Source organism: Fusibacter sp., from assembly GCF_057447755.1.
The window spans coordinates 94,958-113,154 of the sequence record NZ_JBVBZF010000001.1; the positions used below are offsets into that span (position 1 = coordinate 94,958).

23 protein-coding genes are annotated in these 18,197 nt (G+C 35.3%); 22 read left to right on the top strand and 1 reads right to left on the bottom strand.

Annotated features, from left to right (window positions below; all coding sequences use genetic code 11):
- Window positions 1–2: 2 nt before the first annotated feature.
- The 3 genes from AC220I_RS00450 to AC220I_RS00460 are packed head-to-tail and all read left to right on the top strand — an operon-like array spanning window position 3 to window position 4,166.
- The gene (locus AC220I_RS00450; RefSeq protein WP_486721869.1) at window positions 3–3,050 is read left to right on the top strand and encodes a hypothetical protein; all 3,048 of its coding nucleotides are present in this window, start codon (window positions 3–5) and stop codon (window positions 3,048–3,050) included.
- A gap of 9 nt (window positions 3,051–3,059) precedes the next feature.
- Window positions 3,060–3,587, top strand: coding sequence for a hypothetical protein (locus tag AC220I_RS00455; protein WP_486721870.1), 528 nt, complete (start codon window positions 3,060–3,062; stop codon window positions 3,585–3,587).
- Between the two features lie 9 nt (window positions 3,588–3,596).
- Window positions 3,597–4,166, top strand: a complete 570-nt coding sequence (locus AC220I_RS00460; protein ID WP_486721871.1) for a hypothetical protein — start codon at window positions 3,597–3,599, stop codon at window positions 4,164–4,166.
- On the opposite strand, the gene AC220I_RS00465 is transcribed toward AC220I_RS00460, so the two are convergent.
- Window positions 4,163–4,612 (bottom strand): hypothetical protein, encoded by a 450-nt coding sequence (locus tag AC220I_RS00465; RefSeq protein ID WP_486721872.1) that lies wholly within the window; start codon window positions 4,610–4,612, stop codon window positions 4,163–4,165. The two genes, AC220I_RS00460 and AC220I_RS00465, sit on opposite strands and share 4 nt — an antisense overlap.
- A 114-nt stretch (window positions 4,613–4,726) precedes the next feature.
- Between AC220I_RS00465 and AC220I_RS00470 the strand changes: the two genes are divergently transcribed.
- The 19 genes from AC220I_RS00470 (at window position 4,727) to AC220I_RS00560 (ending at window position 18,177) form a co-directional block, all read left to right on the top strand.
- Window positions 4,727–5,515, top strand: coding sequence for a hypothetical protein (locus tag AC220I_RS00470; protein WP_486721873.1), 789 nt, complete (start codon window positions 4,727–4,729; stop codon window positions 5,513–5,515).
- A gap of 33 nt (window positions 5,516–5,548) precedes the next feature.
- Window positions 5,549–5,794, top strand: a complete 246-nt coding sequence (locus AC220I_RS00475) for a hypothetical protein (RefSeq protein ID WP_486721874.1) — start codon at window positions 5,549–5,551, stop codon at window positions 5,792–5,794.
- Window positions 5,791–6,036 (top strand): hypothetical protein, encoded by a 246-nt coding sequence (locus AC220I_RS00480; RefSeq protein WP_486721875.1) that lies wholly within the window; start codon window positions 5,791–5,793, stop codon window positions 6,034–6,036. Before AC220I_RS00475 ends, AC220I_RS00480 begins: the two co-directional genes overlap by 4 nt.
- Window positions 6,033–6,521 carry a hypothetical protein gene (locus AC220I_RS00485; protein WP_486721876.1) on the top strand — a complete coding sequence of 163 codons (489 nt, stop codon included), beginning with the start codon at window positions 6,033–6,035 and terminating at the stop codon, window positions 6,519–6,521. Before AC220I_RS00480 ends, AC220I_RS00485 begins: the two co-directional genes overlap by 4 nt.
- Window positions 6,469–7,137, top strand: coding sequence for a Gabija anti-defense Gad2 family protein (locus AC220I_RS00490; protein WP_486721877.1), 669 nt, complete (start codon window positions 6,469–6,471; stop codon window positions 7,135–7,137). Before AC220I_RS00485 ends, AC220I_RS00490 begins: the two co-directional genes overlap by 53 nt.
- Window positions 7,138–7,204: 67 nt before the next feature.
- Window positions 7,205–7,780: an AAA family ATPase gene (locus tag AC220I_RS00495; RefSeq protein ID WP_486721878.1), complete on the top strand. Its 576-nt coding sequence runs from the start codon at window positions 7,205–7,207 to the stop codon at window positions 7,778–7,780.
- Between the two features lie 2 nt (window positions 7,781–7,782).
- Window positions 7,783–8,067, top strand: a complete 285-nt coding sequence (locus tag AC220I_RS00500) for a hypothetical protein (RefSeq protein ID WP_486721879.1) — start codon at window positions 7,783–7,785, stop codon at window positions 8,065–8,067.
- Complete coding sequence (locus tag AC220I_RS00505; RefSeq protein ID WP_486721880.1) at window positions 8,064–8,414, top strand: hypothetical protein; 351 nt, start codon at window positions 8,064–8,066, stop codon at window positions 8,412–8,414. Before AC220I_RS00500 ends, AC220I_RS00505 begins: the two co-directional genes overlap by 4 nt.
- A 35-nt stretch (window positions 8,415–8,449) precedes the next feature.
- Complete coding sequence (locus AC220I_RS00510; RefSeq protein ID WP_486721881.1) at window positions 8,450–9,514, top strand: GTP cyclohydrolase, FolE2/MptA family; 1,065 nt, start codon at window positions 8,450–8,452, stop codon at window positions 9,512–9,514.
- On the top strand, window positions 9,507–9,965 hold the full coding sequence (locus AC220I_RS00515; RefSeq protein ID WP_486721882.1) for a hypothetical protein: 459 nt from the start codon (window positions 9,507–9,509) through the stop codon (window positions 9,963–9,965). The genes AC220I_RS00510 and AC220I_RS00515 overlap by 8 nt, the downstream gene beginning before the upstream one ends.
- Before the next feature lie 9 nt (window positions 9,966–9,974).
- A complete protein-coding gene (locus AC220I_RS00520; protein ID WP_486721883.1) occupies window positions 9,975–10,652 on the top strand; it encodes a hypothetical protein in 678 nt (225 codons plus the stop codon).
- Between the two features lie 75 nt (window positions 10,653–10,727).
- Window positions 10,728–10,940 (top strand): hypothetical protein, encoded by a 213-nt coding sequence (locus AC220I_RS00525; RefSeq protein WP_486721884.1) that lies wholly within the window; start codon window positions 10,728–10,730, stop codon window positions 10,938–10,940.
- 99 nt (window positions 10,941–11,039) lie between these two features.
- Window positions 11,040–13,697: a LamG domain-containing protein gene (locus AC220I_RS00530; RefSeq protein ID WP_486721885.1), complete on the top strand. Its 2,658-nt coding sequence runs from the start codon at window positions 11,040–11,042 to the stop codon at window positions 13,695–13,697.
- Between the two features lie 331 nt (window positions 13,698–14,028).
- Window positions 14,029–14,370: a HesB/IscA family protein gene (locus AC220I_RS00535; RefSeq protein ID WP_486721886.1), complete on the top strand. Its 342-nt coding sequence runs from the start codon at window positions 14,029–14,031 to the stop codon at window positions 14,368–14,370.
- Between the two features lie 50 nt (window positions 14,371–14,420).
- A complete protein-coding gene (locus AC220I_RS00540; RefSeq protein WP_486721887.1) occupies window positions 14,421–14,945 on the top strand; it encodes a hypothetical protein in 525 nt (174 codons plus the stop codon).
- Complete coding sequence (locus tag AC220I_RS00545) at window positions 14,929–15,363, top strand: hypothetical protein (protein ID WP_486721888.1); 435 nt, start codon at window positions 14,929–14,931, stop codon at window positions 15,361–15,363. Before AC220I_RS00540 ends, AC220I_RS00545 begins: the two co-directional genes overlap by 17 nt.
- Entirely contained in the window at window positions 15,363–15,749 is a 387-nt protein-coding gene (locus AC220I_RS00550) for a hypothetical protein (protein ID WP_486721889.1), read from the top strand. The genes AC220I_RS00545 and AC220I_RS00550 overlap by 1 nt, the downstream gene beginning before the upstream one ends.
- Entirely contained in the window at window positions 15,746–16,543 is a 798-nt protein-coding gene (locus AC220I_RS00555; RefSeq protein ID WP_486721890.1) for a hypothetical protein, read from the top strand. Before AC220I_RS00550 ends, AC220I_RS00555 begins: the two co-directional genes overlap by 4 nt.
- Window positions 16,540–18,177, top strand: a complete 1,638-nt coding sequence (locus AC220I_RS00560; RefSeq protein WP_486721891.1) for a sensor domain-containing protein — start codon at window positions 16,540–16,542, stop codon at window positions 18,175–18,177. The genes AC220I_RS00555 and AC220I_RS00560 overlap by 4 nt, the downstream gene beginning before the upstream one ends.
- Window positions 18,178–18,197 lie beyond the last annotated feature (20 nt).

The window sequence follows — 18,197 nt, forward strand, 5'->3', positions numbered from 1 at the left end:
GTATGGCTTATATTATTCATTTTACAAATTCTCTTTCAGGTGACGCAAACGCAAAAGATCCAATTGTAGTAGAAGACTACAAATTGGATGGTCCAGTTGGTCCAAATGATGCAACAGCAACAACAAATCCTGATTTGACACCTGGTAATAATCCATTGCTTGGTCATCCAAGCACGTCGATTCTTTTGTATGGACGTGGCTCACCCAACTATGGTGAACGTATTCAAGAAAATTTGATTCATTTAATGGAACATTTTTATAGTGATGAGCCTCCTGTATTTGCAACGGCTGGTGAAGTGTGGTTTGATTATGGTGACAATCAAGTTCGCTTACGTGCTTTCGATGGTACTGATTGGTTTGATGTTACTAGAATATATGCTGATTCGGTTCCACCAATTGCTGGAGATGCTAATCGTCCAATTATGTCAGGCCAATTATGGTATGATACAAATCCAGGTGATGAGTTAGAATTTAATGAAGCCCAATTGAAAGTTTGGGATGGTGTTCAATGGATTTCAATCGCTGCTAACTATGTTAAGAAGACAGGTGATACAATGTCGGGTGATCTTAACATGGGTGTTCATCGTATCACTAATATGGATGATCCAATTAATCTTTTAGATGGAACCAATAAACAATATACTGATACGAAAGCCGAAGCTGAGGCAGCTGCTGTTCAAGCTAATTTAGACACTCACTCTTCAGACGCAACTGTTCACTTAACAGCAAACCAGAACGCAATTTTAGATACACTTGATACATTCGCACCATTATTAGATGGTACAGATATTGCAGCATTATATGATTGGGATGAATTCAATGCTGGTTTATCCATCAATGATGTAACTAGTGCAAAAGTAGATAAAGCTGGTGACACAATGTCTGGTAATTTGATTATGGGATTGAATCAAGTTAAAGATGTATCAAATCCAACTGATCCTCAAGATGTTGTAACTAAAAATTATGGTGACACAAATTACCTTTCTTCTACTTCAAGCACATTAAGTGGAAACTTAGACGCAAATAGTTTTAATATTGTTAATCTTGCTGATCCTACTAATCCATTTGATGCAATGAATTTACAATATGCTGATGCAAATTATGTTGCATTGACTGGTAGTGTAATGAGTGGTAATTTAGATATGAATACTACTCATGCAGTAATTGGTTTGGCTGATCCCGTAAATGTTCGTGATGCAGTTAATTTACAGTTTCTTAATGCACAGCTTGGATCACTAACTGCAAATAATATTGGTTTCACACCTACAGCAACATTATTATCAACAGATGTTCAGGCTGCAATTGTTGAAGCACATGATACATTGTTGCCACACCAAGATACTATTGATCCAGTCGTAACAGACGATTCAACTGGTGGATATTTTATTGGATCACATTGGGTTAATACTACATCTAATGAAAGTTTTATCTGTGTAGATGATTCAGTAGGAGCAGCTGTTTGGGTTAGTACAACAGCAACAACAGCAACGACGGCTGCTTCAGTTGCATTTACTCCTGCAGGAAATATTGCAGCAACTAATGTTCAAGCTGCTCTTCAAGAATTAGATACCGAAAAAGCAGCTACTAGTCATGTCCATTTAGCAAGTGCAATTACGGTTACTCCTGCAGGAAATATTGCATCAACTGATGTTCAAGCTGCTCTCGAAGAGTTGGATGCAGAAAAAGAACCAGCTTTTTCTAAAAATACTGGATTTAACTTAAATCTTGGCACAACAGCTGGTACAGTATCTGAAGGTGATCATAATCATGATGCTGATTATGTTAATATAACTGGTGACACCATGTCGGGTGTTTTAAATATGGGTAGCAATAAGATTACTAGCCTTGCAACACCAACCGATTATAGCACAGATGCTGCTACTGCATCACATGCAGCTGATATGGCTTATGAATTTCAGTATGGTCAAATAGGCTCTGCATTTAATTCGACATTTCAAGATAGCACAGCAGCTGCAAGTAGTGGTTTTGGTTCCGTAGTTAAAACTTCTACTTGTGGAACAATTATTGCTGTTCAAATGTCTACAGATGTAAAAATCTATCATGTATCTGGACCAACATCAATGACAGGAAGTGTCGTAGCTGTTGCAACAATGTCTAATCGATATCTATTAGATATGTCTGAAACTGGTAATGTTATAGTATGTGGTGATGTAAGTCCAGGTTCGGCTGGTACAACTGTTTACACTACTTACTTCGATCCTGAGACTGATACTCTTGGTACGGAATATAGTATTGCTATTGCATATAGAAAAGTAAGAATATCTGGTAATGGTCGTGTTTTAGTTGTTGGGGATGGATATTATACAACAAATGTTGGTCGCGTCCGATGGTACAATAGAGCTGATATTACATCTGGTTGGACTTATGTTACTCAATCAGTTGGTGCAGCAAATCAATATCATGGAATGGGTATTGCAGTTGATTATGTTGGACATACTGCTGTAGGATCAACATGGGCAGGATTAGTACAAGCTGGTGAAGTTGAATATTATCGCTATACTGGTACTACTTGGACTCTTAGTCAAACAATTCATGCTTATAATTACTCACCATCTACAAATGATTGGTTTGGATTTAATATTGCTCTATCAGGAGATGGAAGTACAATGGTTGTTAGTCGAGGAGTTACAACATCTGCAGGTCTAGAAATTTTAGAACAACCTCCTCGTGATGGCACAATTGCTACATACGATGAATGGGAACATAGAGTACCAACAATCTACTATGGATCAACTAATACAGATTATAGCTATCATACATTAGACATTGATTATTATGGTACAATGATTCTTGCTGGAAATCCAGTAAATGGTACAGCTAATTTAATATTAAAGAACGCAAATGCATGGCGTTATATACAAGATGCAGCTGTAAAATCTGACGGATCGAGTGGTGCACCAGGTAGTGGTGTTGCTATCGCATCTATTGCTCGTCATCTCTTTATTGGTGATTCATCGTATGATTCGCCAAGTGCTAATATTGGACATGTCCAAAATATACAATTGCGTTCAAGATTATATACATATTAAGGAATTAAAATGGCAGTAACTACTTTACCTAAAATCTATGATGCAGATAAAATTATAAATTTGGCTGGTGGTACACCAAATGACTATACAATTGATACAATCAATAATGCTATTACCTGTCCAAGTGCTACACAAGATGATCTTGAAATGGCTATTCATATAGTTGCTTTAGGTAATCAATATAAAAGTGAAATCGATAATTTTGCTGGTGAACTTCGTAGTAAATATATTTCAACAATTCCTGGTCAAGCAGAGGTTTATCAAGAAAAATATGATCAAGCAGTTGATCATGCTGCTAATGCTTACCCTGCTGATCTAACAGACTATCCATTAATTCAAGCTGAAGTTGATGCTACAAGCTTAACTGCACAACAAGCTACGGATGCGATACTGGCAGCACGAACAAATTGGCTAACCTCTATGGCTGCAATTGAAACTGAACGTCGTAAAGGTAAAGTAAATATTGATGCTGCAACGGATCTTGCAAGTATTGAATCAGCATTCAATGTTGCTCTTGCTGCACTACAAGCTCTATAATATCCAGTTATGGATATTGATATAGACGTACCAACAACTTTCGACCCTCTAGAGATTTTTGAACACATTACTCGTGCTTCAATGGTAGAAAAAGGTGAATTAAAGAAACATACAGTTGGTACATATTTTCAAAATATTCCTAAAGATCGTGTCACAGAATTATCAGCAATTCCTTATAAAGAAGCAGAAGAATTAGGCTATTTTAAAATTGATTTTTTACATCTATCAATATTAGATATCTTTGAAAGTAAAGCAGAAATTAGATCTTTATTACAAAAAGAGCCTGATTGGAAGATGCTTGAGATACCAAGTATTGTAACAAAACTATTTCAACTACACGAACATTATGAATTATTACAACAAATAAAACCTACTAATGTTGAAGAATTAGCTGATTGTATTGCGATTATTCGACCATCAAAACGTTTTCTTGTAGACAAATATTTGAAGGATCCAGTTGCAACTAGAAAAGTGTTATACCAAAAGGCAAATGGTCATTATTACAAAAAGCCACATGCAGTGGCTTATGCTTTAGTTATTGTACTACAATTACATTTAATTAAGGGTGGAGTTCTTTAACGTAGTTTTACTACTTTGTTTTGAACATCAACTCCTGCAGGAATTTCTTTACGACGTCGACGTTTTGTACTTTTTACTTCATTCATTGCAAACTTGTTCATAGACCCTATAACTCTCGAAATAAAGTCCAAAGTAAACTTGCGATATATGGGTGCAACCTGATTTGCGAGACCACGCTTGGAAAACTCAAAGGATAATGGATAACGCATTTCTTCTTTTGTGTACCATTCATTTGCAATATAGATTACAAGCTCTTCATTTACCTGTGTAGGTGCACAATAGTCGAGAACATAAGCACGTACATGCTTATTATCTACATTATCGACAATTGTTAAGAAATGTTCAGTCCGATATTGAAGAAGGGTAATAAAAGGATATCCTTCATAATCTTCAGGATGGGGCTCAATAATTAGGGGAACATTTTTTGCTCTTTTGCGTGTTGCCATGTTAACTCCAAGTTCTTATTACGTTTATTTACTCGAGCAAACAACTAAGGTTGCATAAATATATTAAAATAATTCGAAATTTCTCACCAATATGAGACAGTAAGAGGATATATCATGGCTAGTTTTCTAGATTTTTACAAAAAATTTGACCTTGAAGACCATAAGAAGACGGTCGAAGAAGGAAAATTACCTAATGTTTTTGGTAAGAAATTTCCAAACATGGTAACTCCAGAGGATGAAGAAGATTATGAAAATGACGATGATATGTCCATGGATGACGACGAATACGACGATGAATATGATGATTCTGAGTATGATGATGACGGAATGGATATGGACGATGATTATTCCGATTATGATGATTATGGTGATGAAGACGATTTAGAAGATGAGGATGATGGTTGTGATGATGAATATGATGATGAATATTCTGATGATTATGACGATGAATACTCTGACGAAGATGACATGGAAGATGATGACGAATATTCCGATGATGAAGATGACATGGAAGATGAATATTCTGATGAAGATGACATGAGTGATGAAGATGAAATGGGCGACGATGAATATTCTGATGACGAAGATATGGAAAATGAATATTCGGATGACGAAGATATGGATGGGATGGATGAAGAAGATCCAAACCGTCAAGGTATGATCCGTGCTATTCCAGGTGCCCATCTTATTTACAAACGACAAAATGAAGATGGTTCCTACGATGAAATGTGGATGTATAAAATGGACACAGGTATCAAAGATGAACTTACAATCCGTCGTAAAATTTTAGCAGGTACAGATATTCCAGAAGGGGAGATGGAATCTGAAGATCAATCTCAACATTATGAAATTTGGACTGCTGGTTCAGCTCAAATACTTAAAATCACTGGGCTACCTGAATAAAAACTCTCTAAATAGAACCAAAAGGAGAATGCTATGGGCATTGATGTAAATGGTTCAGTAACTCCCATTACCGGAAAAGATGTTCCTGATGTACGTTCGTATGAATGGGAAAATCTAACATTAACAGAACTATATGAACAATTGTCTGCACTACAAAGTAGACGTATGATGTTAATAGATATGCATAAATCAGATCTAGTCCCAACGATTGATCATGGTATTATGTATCTAGAACATTATATTAAATCTCGTGCAAAAGATGAAGAGACCTTCCTATGAATGACAAAGAAATTGAAGCCGAAGAAGAAACAAATCGTGAAGTTCCATCGAAAGATGAAATGATGAAAGCTGCAGTAACCTTAGAATTAAAAGAGTTAATGGGTCGTTCAACAATGCTTCAGTCTCAAATGAAAACTGCAAAGACTAAAACGAAAGAAAAATATTTCCGTAGAAAATTGCAGAAAAATAATCAAGAAGCTATGAAAATGCTTGTTGCTTTAAATAGTATGAACAAAAAATGAAACCATTAATCTATCAACGAGGGGAATTACAACGAAGAGGAACACGAATTCGTTATGATTGGCCTAACGCTATTTTTCAAGCTGCTGTTGATGGAGATGACTTCGTTGATGTACGATTAATTACTTTGCGTAATTTCTATAAGGATCAAGTTTATAACCTTGCCTTCGATCGTAAAGAAATAACAACTGATCAGTACGGGTATTTTTATCTACGACCTGTATACGATGAAGCAAAACGAATTATGGATAATGAAGAAGTTTTTGTTCAACAATTTGTTGAAGTTAATGACGATGGCATAATTGTTTGTGTGGAATCAGAAGAAAATGATATAGCCGAAGAAGTACTGGAAATCTTAGCTCAAATTGGGTTAACGCCAGGACGAACATACTTCGGTAAGAAGAGAAGCTATAAATCAACAGAGTTAATATTAGATGAGAATAAAAATCGACCCCAACCATATTCAGTTTCTGCGAAATCTTCATAAGACAGGCTATACTGATGCTGTAATTGCTGGTGGGGCAATTCGCGATCCATTTTTTGGTAATAAACCACGGGATGTTGATATTTTCGTAAACCGTGAAGTTTGTACCAACCCTTACTTAAGTTCAAAAAGACATCTCCATGCAAGTATTTTAAAAGAATTATCTCCCAATATTGCTGAATGTGATTTGATGACAAGAGGTCATTATTACGACAATGAAATTTGGGAAGTATGGGATATTCTTGTAAGAGGTGCAGAATTAAAAGTTCCCCCAACAAATATAGCAAACTTCCGTTATCGTAAAGTGTTAAAGAAACACGAATGGAATAAATTTCAGCTCATTACAATCGATCGCCCAGCTATTGAATATGTTGAAGAATATTTTGATGTTGGTCTCTGTCAGTGTTGGCATGATGGAATCAAAGCTCATTATACAGATAACTTTATGAGAGATTATTTCAATAAGACTTTAACAGTTTGTGGCAAAATTGAACCGAAAAATCTTGAGCGAATATGGTCACATCATATCCCCAAATTGCGTGCTAAATTTCCAGGGTATCAAGTAGTAATTCGAGATCCTGAATTAGCCGAACATGCTAAAAAATTAGGACTAAAATAAGTTGTAACTATAAGCATTCTCTATTATAATATTCGTCCAGAATTTATAAAAATAAAAAGGAGACAACATGCTAGTTGCAATTTCTGGTAGTCAAGGTTCAGGTAAATCTACAGTTCTTCAACAGCTCGAAAAAGCTGGGTATGAAACTATTCAACGTAAAACATCAAGATCAGTATTAGATGATTGGGGATTAACACTTTCTGAAGTGTATGCTGATATGGATTTAGCACAAAAATTTCAACACGCACTTGTTGAACGAAAAAATGAAGATGAACAACAGGCCCGTGTTTCAGATCAAATAGTATTTACTGAACGCACATTTGCAGATCTATTCACTTATGGATTAGTTGTTCTTGGACATAATAATGCTTATTCGGATTTTATCGATGATTACCAAATTCGATGTATGCAATTTCAACAAACTTATGATTTAGTGTTTTACTTAAATAGTGGTCATTTTGCTGTTGAACACGATGGGGTTCGTGGCTCAAATCCACATTATAGTAAGATGGTTGATCTTGTGATGCGTGAATATACAGAACGTATGACACATCCTAGTCGATTAAACATGATTAACGTCTCCGATAAATCAGAACGAGCATTAATGATTATAAATCAATCTCGTGCATTATTAAGGAGATAGAAGTGAAAGCATCCAAAGAAGATGTTAAATTGGTAGTCCGTCAGATAATTGAATACTATTTTACTGGTACAAATGATAGTCATATGCGTGCAAAGATTAGCAAGCATGTAGGGGAAGCTTTAGACAAACTAGTATATTATAATCTTATCCATTCCTATGAAGTTGTTTGTGATTCTCACAACAACACAACCGAAATGATTAAGAATAGTATTATACAAGTAAATGTTGGTTATGAAGATTTAGAAGGTGACTTCATTAATGTTAAATGTAAGGTTCAAGTAATATGATGACTTTATTTGCTGCAATTCAAGCAAAAATTGCTTCAATATATAGACGCATTATTGATTCAGAAATTGAAATTGCTAGATTAGAACAACGTATTACACAGCTCGAAAATGGTAGTCAAAATCAACAAATGTGTGTACTAGAATATGAGATACACCAACAGTATGTTAGTCTATACCAACCAGTTACAATTTATTCAAATTTTAACCAGGTTCTTGATTGTGTTGTTTTTGATACCTCAAATAATAATCGAATTCAACCACAGAACATTCGGTATTCAGGTAGTTCTATAACAATGGACTTTGGTAATGCTCAAGGATATGTTGAGGTAATTGTCGTTGGTCGGTAAAATGTTAGCACAAATAATTATAAGGAGAAAAAATAATGAGTGGTTGCAGTAAAGATTGTGAACACCAATCACCAACCGGTGATTATAACTATACAGATTATTCTGAAAAAATGGATGATTTAGTCTTTTACTATGACAAAGATTTTTATCCTTTGGATGCAGAATTACCTGATCCTCAAGTCAAACCAGTAATTCCTGGTAAAAAAGTTCCGTTAAAGAAAGTAGGTATTGCACCTGTAGATTTGCCAATCGTTGTTAAAAGACGAGATGGTGGTGAACAAGTATTACAAGCTCAAGCATCTCTGTACTGTTCATTAGATGATCCAAATGCAAAGGGTTTAAATTTAAGTCGTCTGTATATCTTAATGCACAACACAATTAAAGATCATCTAACACTAGATGGTATTAAAGGTGCATTAGAAGAAATGGCTTTTAAACAGGGTAGTAATAGTGCATACTGTAAACTACGTTTTAAATATCCTTGGACACAGAAAGCTCTTCGAACTCGCGAAGAACTGAGTGCTGAAGATTTAGATAAAGGTAATTATCAGCAATTAGAAGATGGTTCAAAGTTAAGTCTTCGTAAGATGGAAGGTCATATTGCTTATAATGTGACACTTGAAGGTCGCTATTTTAGAAATTCTGATCAACCATTCAAATTTTATCTCACAACTGAATATGTTTATAGTTCAACATGTCCATGTAGTTTTGAATTAGCACACAATGCAACTGAACGTCGTCAGGCTGCAGCAAACGCACACTCTCAACGATCTGTAATGACAACAACTATTCAATTTGATCCTGATAATGTTGTTTGGATTGAAGATCTAGTTGAATTACATCGTAAAATGATTCCTACAGAAGTACAGGTTGTCGTTAAACGTAGAGATGAACAAGCATTTGCTGAATTGAATGGTTCAAATTTATTGTTTAGTGAAGATGCTGTTCGATTGGTTTATGCTGGATTAGAAGATTGGGTTAATGAAGACATTATCTATGACTTTAGTATTTCAACATCACATGAAGAATCACTTCATCCATGGAATGCAATTGCAGTAACATGGTATAATAGAGATGTTGAAAAAGATTCAAATGAGTAAAAGATTAACAGCTGATTGGACAACAAATAGTGAAGAAGCGTTTGGTCTAACGGGTGCTATCGGTGACAAAGGTGAACAATTTGTTGTTGATTATCTTCGTCAGCAAAAATATCAAGTCATCCACTACCCCGATAATCGTGAAAAACAAATAAGAGGGATTGATGGTGAAATTATTATTCGACCCAACGAAACATTCACCTTTGATGTTAAAGCAAATATTAAAGTGTGGGCACCCCATACATTCTATGTTGAACCTTATGGTTGGTTAACAAAACAACCCGATCTGATTCTTCACTGCAACGTTGAACTTGGTATTGTTGTTGGTTATGATAGATTAGCTATGTTGGAATATTGTCAGCAACATAAACACAATTTTTGGGTTGCTCGTAATGGTTCAACGTTATTAACTATTCATGATTATACAAACTATGAATTTATTTCAAAACTTTAGGAGAACGTAATGTTTGAATTTTTAGCTGGACTTTTCTTAATTGGAAGTCTTGGTTTTTGGGTTGTAACGCTCACACTTTTTTGTGTAATAATTGCATTAACAGAAAACGAGCGTGATTGGTCAGCAGCAATTTTGATCGCAATGTTTATTGGGTGTGTCGAATATTTTCCAGAGAAAGGATTTTTTGATGGTATGACCTTTATATCATTATTTGAAATGGTTGGGTTATATGCTGCAATCGGGTTAGGCTGGTCATTTGGAAAATGGTATTTCTTTGTTCAGAATAAGTATGAAGGGTTCATTGAACATCGTGATAAATGGTTGAACCGGCATAATGACAATGCAAAACGTGTTCAACGTGAAGTTGATAATCATCCTGAAGATTTTGAAAATGTTAAAATTCCACAAATCATTACTGATGTGAATGATCTATCCGAAGATCAAAGAGAGCAATTGAAAGAATACTTGTATGATAGAGGTTTTATCTCTTATAGAGCCGATACAATTATACCCTCTGTAAAAGATAACAAAGCTCGTATGACCCGTTGGATTATTTGGTGGCCCTTCTCCACATTTTGGACACTATTAAACGACCCAATTCGCAAACTTGCAAATCGTATGGTTGATATGTTCGGTGGCGTCTATAATGGTATTGCAAAACGTGTATTTCACAATGTTGAATTATAACCGTTGACAATTTGCAGATTTCTCGTATAGTAATCCTAAATTCAGTTTTAAATACAATTATTGGAGAAGTGAAAAATGACAGCCCAAAAAATCCTTACAGTTAATACCGTAACTGGTAAAGCTACAATCTACAGTTCTTTGCGCAAGACAAGTCGTGCTTTAAGTGGACATGGTTCTGATTCAAAACGTAGCACAATTACACGTCGTTGCTTGCAAGGTGGTGGTATTGTTGGGGATGTGTATGTAACCTACTCAAACCTTGACCATTTGTCACGTAAGAAAATCTAAAAATCTTACGCAATACAGTGTGTTAAAAAGGTGATCTTTGATCACCTTTTTTTGTGCGTGAATAATAAATATAAGGATAAGATATCAAGGAGATTTTTCATGCCACCATTAATTATTTGTGCCCCATATTATGTGGTTGCAAGTAGTAGCAGTTCTACCAGTGCATATTCGGATGAGGTGTTAGCTGATAGTCCATTATTATACTACCGTTTTGATGAAACTTCGGGTACAACCGTAACAGATAGTTCTGGAAATAGCAATGATGGTACATATTACAATAGTGTTACTCTTAATGAACCATCACTTTTAGCTAGTGATAATGTAAGCAAAGCTATTTCATTAACAGCTGGAACAGATTATATTGGTTTTCCTACTGGGTTAGTAACTGGTCAAACATCATGGACCATCGAACTTTGGGCTAATGCACCCAATAAAGCCTCAGGGGAAGGTTTTTCAGTTTTTATGGGAACTAATACTGGTAGTGCTGCAGCTTTTATTGATTTTAAAAATAATAATATCACTTTTGGTGGGTATAGTAACGACTTAGGCTATGCTTACACTTATAATAATACAACCGTTCATGTTGTATACACCTATGATGGTACAACTCGCCGTGGTTATATCAACGGAGTACAAGTTGCTTCTGACACTCCAACACTTACTCTTGGATCTGCATATGGTATTATAGGTTATCATCCATACTATGGTCCAGGTAGCGCAAGTGGTGATTATGTTGGTACCCTAGATGAGGTTGCAATTTATAATACAGCATTATCTGCGACTCGAATTCAAGCCCACTATAATGCGGGTATTGATGTTAGTAGTCAAACCACTCTATTAATTCATTCTAACACCACCAACGGTAGTACAACCTATACAGATTCGTCATTCAGCAATCATGTACTAACAGCAAACGGTAGTGCACAACATAGTACAGCACAATCGAAGTTTGGTTCATCTGCAATGTCTTTCAATGGTGTAAACGGTACGTATGTTTCTGCACCTGACCACGCAGATTGGGATTTAGGTAGTGCTTGGACTATTGATGGATGGATTTATCCTAATTCAATACACTCTACAAAATATGCGAAATTTCTTAGTACTCGTGTAGGTGCATCTGGCAGTGGTTGGGAAATCTTTTTTACAAATAGTACTGGTGTATTTGGAATGCAAGATTTTAATGCTGGAGGTGCAGGTTATATTGAAAGTGGTGCATCTTTTAGTACCTCAACTTGGCAACATTTTGCTATAACATACGATGGAACTAATATTCGCTTCTTTATTGATGGCACATTACAACATACTGCTGCCGCTTCAGCAACATTTGCTTCGGCAGGTGTGCTAACAATTGGTGATTCTGACGATTATGATGAGCCATTAGATGGTTATCTTGATGAAATTCGCTTTGTTAAAGGAACAGCAGTGTGGACAACAAATTTTACCCCACCAACTTCTGCTTATACCGATCCTAGTCCAACTGAATTGTATACATTATTAATTCATTCTGACACAGTAAATGGTGCAAGTGGATTCGTAGATAGTTCACTAGGAGCTAATGCTGTTATTGCTAATGGTAATGCACAACATAGTACAGCAGCAAGCAAATTTGGTAGTTCATCAATTTTATTTGATGGTACTGACGATTACTTATCAATGCCAATTAGTTCAGCTTTTAATTTTAATGCTAACCCATTCACAATTGATTGTTGGTTTAATTTGAACTCTACTGCTAATAATCAAGCAATTTTTGCGGGTAATTCTGATTTTCGATTTGGTATTATCTATAGCTATGGGGGCACCAGCAAATTAGGAATGTGGCTAAGTTCGAATGGTAGTACATGGAATGTTGCTAATGCGACAGCAGGTACAAATACAACATGGTCTACAGGTACGTGGTATCACTTAGCTCTTACTTGGGATGGTTCTACATATCGTGTATTCTTAAATGGAACCTTAGATATGTCAGTCTCAAGCGCAACAGGATTGTATTCTTCATCGGGCATGTATATTGGTACATGGGGTAATGGATTAAATGATTTTAATGGTTATATTGATGAATTCCGTGTTGTTAACGGTACAGCCGTTTGGACAAGTAATTTTACACCTCCAACAGTATCATACACAGATCCTGATTTATCTGGTAATTACCAATTGTTAATCCATTCTGACACAACAAATGGTGATACGTCAATTATTGATAGTGCTGCTTCTCACACGATTACAGCAGTTAATGGAGCAGCCCACAGTACAACAACAAGTGAATTCGGTGCAACATCCATAGAAATTATCAAAGCAAGCTCACAAGAGTTTCATACAGCAACATCAGCTGATTTCAATCTTGGTGCTGGATTGTATACCTTTGATTTCTGGATCAATTGGAAAACCGTAGGGGCTAATGAACGAGTTTTTGTTAGTGAAAGCGCTAGTGGACATTATGGGGTATATCTTAATGGTAGTCTTAAACTTGAACTTGGCCACTTCGGATCAGGTGCAGTTACTGGTACAACGACTATGACTACTGGTGCATGGCACCATATTGCAGTAACGTATGATGGAAGTAAAACACGCTTATTCTTTGATGGAAGTGAAGAAATTTCAACATCAGGAAATTATTTTCCAAATGCAAACGCTCTGATACGATTTGGTTATTCTTCCACTTACGGTGGATATGGTAATTGGTACATGGATGAAATTCGTTATATTAAAGGAAATTGTATTTGGGCAAGTGATTTTACACCACCAACAGCAATATATTAATGTTGATATTTTGAAGTGAATATAGGATAAATAGTTTTATCATTGTATGAAGATGATTGAGTAATTTTTGCGGACGAGGGTTCGACTCCCTCCATCTCCACCAAACCCATTCTCTATGGGGATGTACTGGATTCGACGGGGAAATAAAAGAGAATTGGACAATGCATCAGTTGAAGATGTAAAAACAAAAACTAAAGTAAACGCAAACGATGCAGTTTATGCACTTGCAGCCTAATCTTCGGATTAGTGCTTAAAAGTGTCTGAATCAGATTCGGAGTTTTTGAGGGGTTTCGCTTGTCAACAGGAAAAATCCCTTATATAATTCCTTCTTATGAATACATTCGAAATTACATTAACAGACATTGCACATAAACACTTAACAGCAATTTATGCTCACAATAACATCTATGGGTTTATCGTTTCTGTCACCAATAAGGGATGTGGTGGGTTTGGATATCTTTTGTCCATGCTGGATGACGGTAATAGAAATGATAATCTAATTATTAATCGTGATTATGGGTTTGAATTAGCAACTGATCCAATTAGCATCCAATTTGTTAATGGAGTAGAAATTGATTTACATGATGATGGTTTTAGTAAACATCTGATTTTCAACAATCCAAACGCCTCCAATACGTGTGGGTGTGGAGAATCATTTTCTGTTGACAATTAAGAACCTTTGTGAGATAATAACGCATTATTTCATAAAAGTGAGGATTCCTAATGCTCCAACATGCAATTGATGTCTTAAATGACCAACATATTCCTACACATTCATATTTGTCTGCGATCCAACATATCAAATCTTATATTGATAAATCAGAAACAGAATATCGGGATATGATTAAAACAATGGTTGGATTTGATCTTGATTCCAAATTGGATTTCAATCATGTCAAATACACTTATCTGTATTTGGTTCAAGAAATCATTCGATTTCATTTGGAACAAAAACCAACTTCCTTAAAAAATATTCTTGAGTATGCACAAATGCGTGCAACCAAATACATCTCTAATAACACTTGGGTTTTTGCTGAATCTGAAGCAACTCCTAAATTGGATGCAAGAGGTGTTCCAAAACGGAAAAAAGGTGCAAAGCAGGAGGCAGCATTTAACATTTACTGTAATAATTTGAATAAGACCAAAGCTGAAATTGTTCAGCTTTTCATGGAAACTTTAGATATGTCTAAAGCTGGTGCTACAACTTATTACCACAACATGAAGAAAAAGTATGAAACATCTAATTAGTATATTATTGATTATGTTTTGTGTGGGTTGTTCAACGACTCACACATCTCTAAAAACTGTCCAAAAAGTAGAACCAGTACAGATTTCTGCTTTCGATTATGGACAAATTTTGAACAAAGCTCTTACTCACAAGCAGTTAACAGAGAAAGATGCTCATATAGTTGAATCAGTTAGTGCACGAATATACCGTAGATGGTATGCTTCGTTTCATTTATATGAAAAGTGCTTTGGATATGATAAGAAAAGCGACTATAATAAACGGATATTAATGACATCATTGATGTATAAAGCTGGGATGGAATATCTATTAAGAGTTGGAGACACAAAACCAGTTATAATGAAGCTTCATCATGAACAGCCCGAATATGTAATTGGGTATGGAATGGTGATGGCAAAATTTTATTGTCAGGGGAAATAATGCAAATAAAAACAGAGGTTTATTGTACACTACAAATTGAAGGAACACATAGTTGGCCTGGATGCCCTTTCGATGAGGTTGGATATCTACGTAAACCTCATCGTCATATTTTTCACATCAAAGCACACAAAATTGTAGCTCACGATGATCGTGATACTGAATTTATAATGCTACAACATGAAATTAAAAATTTTTTCCAGCAAAACTACTATCGAGATCACAAGTCATTATGTGTATTTGGAGCAATGTCATGTGAAATGATTGCAATGGAACTTATTCATCATTTTGAATTATGTAAGTGTGAAGTTAGTGAAGATGGAGAAAATGGAGCTATAGTCACAATACATGATGAATCACAATATAAACAAATTCAGGAGCCCGAATGAAAAATCCACAATTCTGTATTATCACACCAACACATTACTGTGAACAATTTGCTTCACAATCTTCAATGCATTTAATATTAGCACATCTTGTTGAAACAGATGACAAATATGCTAATTTCTATGCAGGAAGAAACGAGTTTAAGATTATGGACAATGGTGCATTTGAATTAGGTGAGAGTTATGATCCTGATAAGTTGATTGAGTTAGGTCACAAATGTAAAGCTGATGCAATTGTGTTACCAGATTATCCTTTTCAACAATCGAGTAAAACAATTCAAGCAGCCGAACGGTTAGCAACATTTGTTAAAGATGCTGGATTTAAAACTATGTTTGTTCCCCAATCTGAAACTCAGGATTTGGAGGATTATATTAATGCTTATGTTTGGGGAGCTCAAAACGATTTAATTGATATCATGGGAATGTCAATTCTTGGTATGCCAAATGCAATTCCACACGTACATATCGCTTATGCGAGAGTTGTAATGACACAAATTCTTTTGGATAGAGGATTGTTTAATTTTGACAAGTATCATCATTATCTTGGTTTGAATTCAGGACCTGCCTTGGAAATTCCAACACTAATTAATATGGGTGTATTAGATTCATGTGATTCTTCTGCTCCTGTTTGGGCAGGAATTTGTAATCATAGATATACAAGAAATGCTGATAGTTATCAATCAGTTAGAAAGATCAAAAAACATGTTGATTTTCAATATCCGTTGACTTCTGACCCCAACACATTAGATGATATACAATATAATATTGATTTAACATTGGAGCTTTTCAATAAATGAGTGATTTGGAGCAACAGATTTGGCAACAAGCATTTCATGTATCGCATGAAGGAATCATTGTAGCTGATGAAACAGGAACAATCCGTTTTGTCAATCAAGCTTCTACAACGATCTTCAAGTATACAAAAGCTGAAATGGTTGGAGCAAAAGTTGAAATGTTGCTTCCAGAACGTTTTAAAAAACTCCACAGTGAACATCGAAAGATGTATCAGAAAAAACCACAAACACGTTTAATGCGTGCAAATAACTATGGTTCTGAATTTTCTGCTGAGGACAAAAATGGAGATGAATTATTCTTAGAAATTAATTTATCTCCATTTAAAACTGACACAGAAACTTTAACAATTGCTGTTATTCGTAATGTTACTGAACGTCATACAACACAAACGCAATTGGAACAATTTGGTCACATTCTTGATCAATCATTTGATGAAATTTATATCTTAGATGGTGAAACATTGCTGTTCCAACAAGCAAACAAAGGTGCATTATCAAATCTTGGTTATACATTGGAAGAACTCCAATCAAAAACACCAGTTGATTTAATGCCTGATTACACTGAAGAAGGTTTTCGTCTATCCTTAGTAGGATTAGATAATGGACGAAAAACATTGTGTGTATTTCAAGCACATCACGAACGAAAAGATGGAACAACTTATCCAGTTGAAGTACGTCTTCAAAAAAGTGGTGAATTTTTGATTGCTGTTGTAATGGATATAACAGAACGGAAAAATGCTGAAAATGCATTAAAGGAACAAGAGAATTATCTTCGTGCTATTTTTGAAGCAACTCCTGAATGTGTAAGTATTGTTGGAGAAGATGGAATTTTGTTTGATATAAATCAAACAGGACTTGATATGTTTGGTGTTCAGGATAAAGAACAATTTATTGGAACTGATTTTGCACAATTTGCAATTCCAGACCATCATACTCAACTACGCAATACCTTCAATAATGCATTATTTCACCGTACAACAAGTACGAATGAATATGAAATAATTCACATTGATGGTCGAAGATTGTACATGTCTACAAGAGTGGTTCCACTTCTTGATTCAGACAATAATGCAGTTGCAACGTTAGCAATCACTAGAGATATTACTGACAGAAAACAGCAAGAAGACCGAATTCGCCATTTAGCATTTCATGATCCATTAACTGGTTTATACAATCGTTTATCGTTTGATGAACACTTAAAACGAATGGTTGCTCACGAACAACGATATGGTGCTAAGTTTGGATTGTATGTTATTGACTTAGATGATTTTGGTAATATTAATAATACTTTAGGTCATCAGGTTGGTGATAAGTTGTTACAACAACTATCGGCAAGATTGTCAGCATTTTTTAAACGTGATACAGATTTTGTAGCACGTTATGGTGGTGATGAGTTTGTTGTAGTAGTAAGTGATACTGATTCTCCAAGTGAAAAATTAATCCAACACTTAATGGAACCTTATTACATTGATGATCACATTTTAAATGTGACAGGTAGTGTAGGTCTTGCATTAAGTGATAAACAGTCTGACGAAGAAATTCTACGAAGAGCAGATATTGCAATGTACAATGCAAAGAATGCAGGAAAAAATCAATTCGTAATCTGGAGTTCAGACTTGACATCTGATATAGATTAATATAAACTCCTCCTTATAAT

What these genes read in the sequence shown, in the direction of transcription:
- AC220I_RS00515 (WP_486721882.1), top strand. Translation starts at nt 9,507, where the DNA reads ATGAGTAAAAGATTAACAGCTGATTGGACAACAAATAGTGAAGAAGCG.
- AC220I_RS00560 (WP_486721891.1), top strand. Translation starts at nt 16,540, where the DNA reads ATGAGTGATTTGGAGCAACAGATTTGGCAACAAGCATTTCATGTATCG.
- AC220I_RS00460 (WP_486721871.1), top strand. Translation starts at nt 3,597, where the DNA reads ATGGATATTGATATAGACGTACCAACAACTTTCGACCCTCTAGAGATT.
- AC220I_RS00485 (WP_486721876.1), top strand. Translation starts at nt 6,033, where the DNA reads ATGAAACCATTAATCTATCAACGAGGGGAATTACAACGAAGAGGAACA.
- AC220I_RS00475 (WP_486721874.1), top strand. Translation starts at nt 5,549, where the DNA reads ATGGGCATTGATGTAAATGGTTCAGTAACTCCCATTACCGGAAAAGAT.
- AC220I_RS00545 (WP_486721888.1), top strand. Translation starts at nt 14,929, where the DNA reads ATGAAACATCTAATTAGTATATTATTGATTATGTTTTGTGTGGGTTGT.
- AC220I_RS00510 (WP_486721881.1), top strand. Translation starts at nt 8,450, where the DNA reads ATGAGTGGTTGCAGTAAAGATTGTGAACACCAATCACCAACCGGTGAT.
- AC220I_RS00555 (WP_486721890.1), top strand. Translation starts at nt 15,746, where the DNA reads ATGAAAAATCCACAATTCTGTATTATCACACCAACACATTACTGTGAA.
- AC220I_RS00505 (WP_486721880.1), top strand. Translation starts at nt 8,064, where the DNA reads ATGATGACTTTATTTGCTGCAATTCAAGCAAAAATTGCTTCAATATAT.
- AC220I_RS00520 (WP_486721883.1), top strand. Translation starts at nt 9,975, where the DNA reads ATGTTTGAATTTTTAGCTGGACTTTTCTTAATTGGAAGTCTTGGTTTT.
- AC220I_RS00525 (WP_486721884.1), top strand. Translation starts at nt 10,728, where the DNA reads ATGACAGCCCAAAAAATCCTTACAGTTAATACCGTAACTGGTAAAGCT.
- AC220I_RS00480 (WP_486721875.1), top strand. Translation starts at nt 5,791, where the DNA reads ATGAATGACAAAGAAATTGAAGCCGAAGAAGAAACAAATCGTGAAGTT.
- AC220I_RS00465 (WP_486721872.1), bottom strand. Translation starts at nt 4,612, where the DNA reads ATGGCAACACGCAAAAGAGCAAAAAATGTTCCCCTAATTATTGAGCCC.
- AC220I_RS00540 (WP_486721887.1), top strand. Translation starts at nt 14,421, where the DNA reads ATGCTCCAACATGCAATTGATGTCTTAAATGACCAACATATTCCTACA.
- AC220I_RS00490 (WP_486721877.1), top strand. Translation starts at nt 6,469, where the DNA reads ATGAGAATAAAAATCGACCCCAACCATATTCAGTTTCTGCGAAATCTT.
- AC220I_RS00495 (WP_486721878.1), top strand. Translation starts at nt 7,205, where the DNA reads ATGCTAGTTGCAATTTCTGGTAGTCAAGGTTCAGGTAAATCTACAGTT.
- AC220I_RS00450 (WP_486721869.1), top strand. Translation starts at nt 3, where the DNA reads ATGGCTTATATTATTCATTTTACAAATTCTCTTTCAGGTGACGCAAAC.
- AC220I_RS00455 (WP_486721870.1), top strand. Translation starts at nt 3,060, where the DNA reads ATGGCAGTAACTACTTTACCTAAAATCTATGATGCAGATAAAATTATA.
- AC220I_RS00530 (WP_486721885.1), top strand. Translation starts at nt 11,040, where the DNA reads ATGCCACCATTAATTATTTGTGCCCCATATTATGTGGTTGCAAGTAGT.
- AC220I_RS00550 (WP_486721889.1), top strand. Translation starts at nt 15,363, where the DNA reads ATGCAAATAAAAACAGAGGTTTATTGTACACTACAAATTGAAGGAACA.
- AC220I_RS00535 (WP_486721886.1), top strand. Translation starts at nt 14,029, where the DNA reads ATGAATACATTCGAAATTACATTAACAGACATTGCACATAAACACTTA.
- AC220I_RS00470 (WP_486721873.1), top strand. Translation starts at nt 4,727, where the DNA reads ATGGCTAGTTTTCTAGATTTTTACAAAAAATTTGACCTTGAAGACCAT.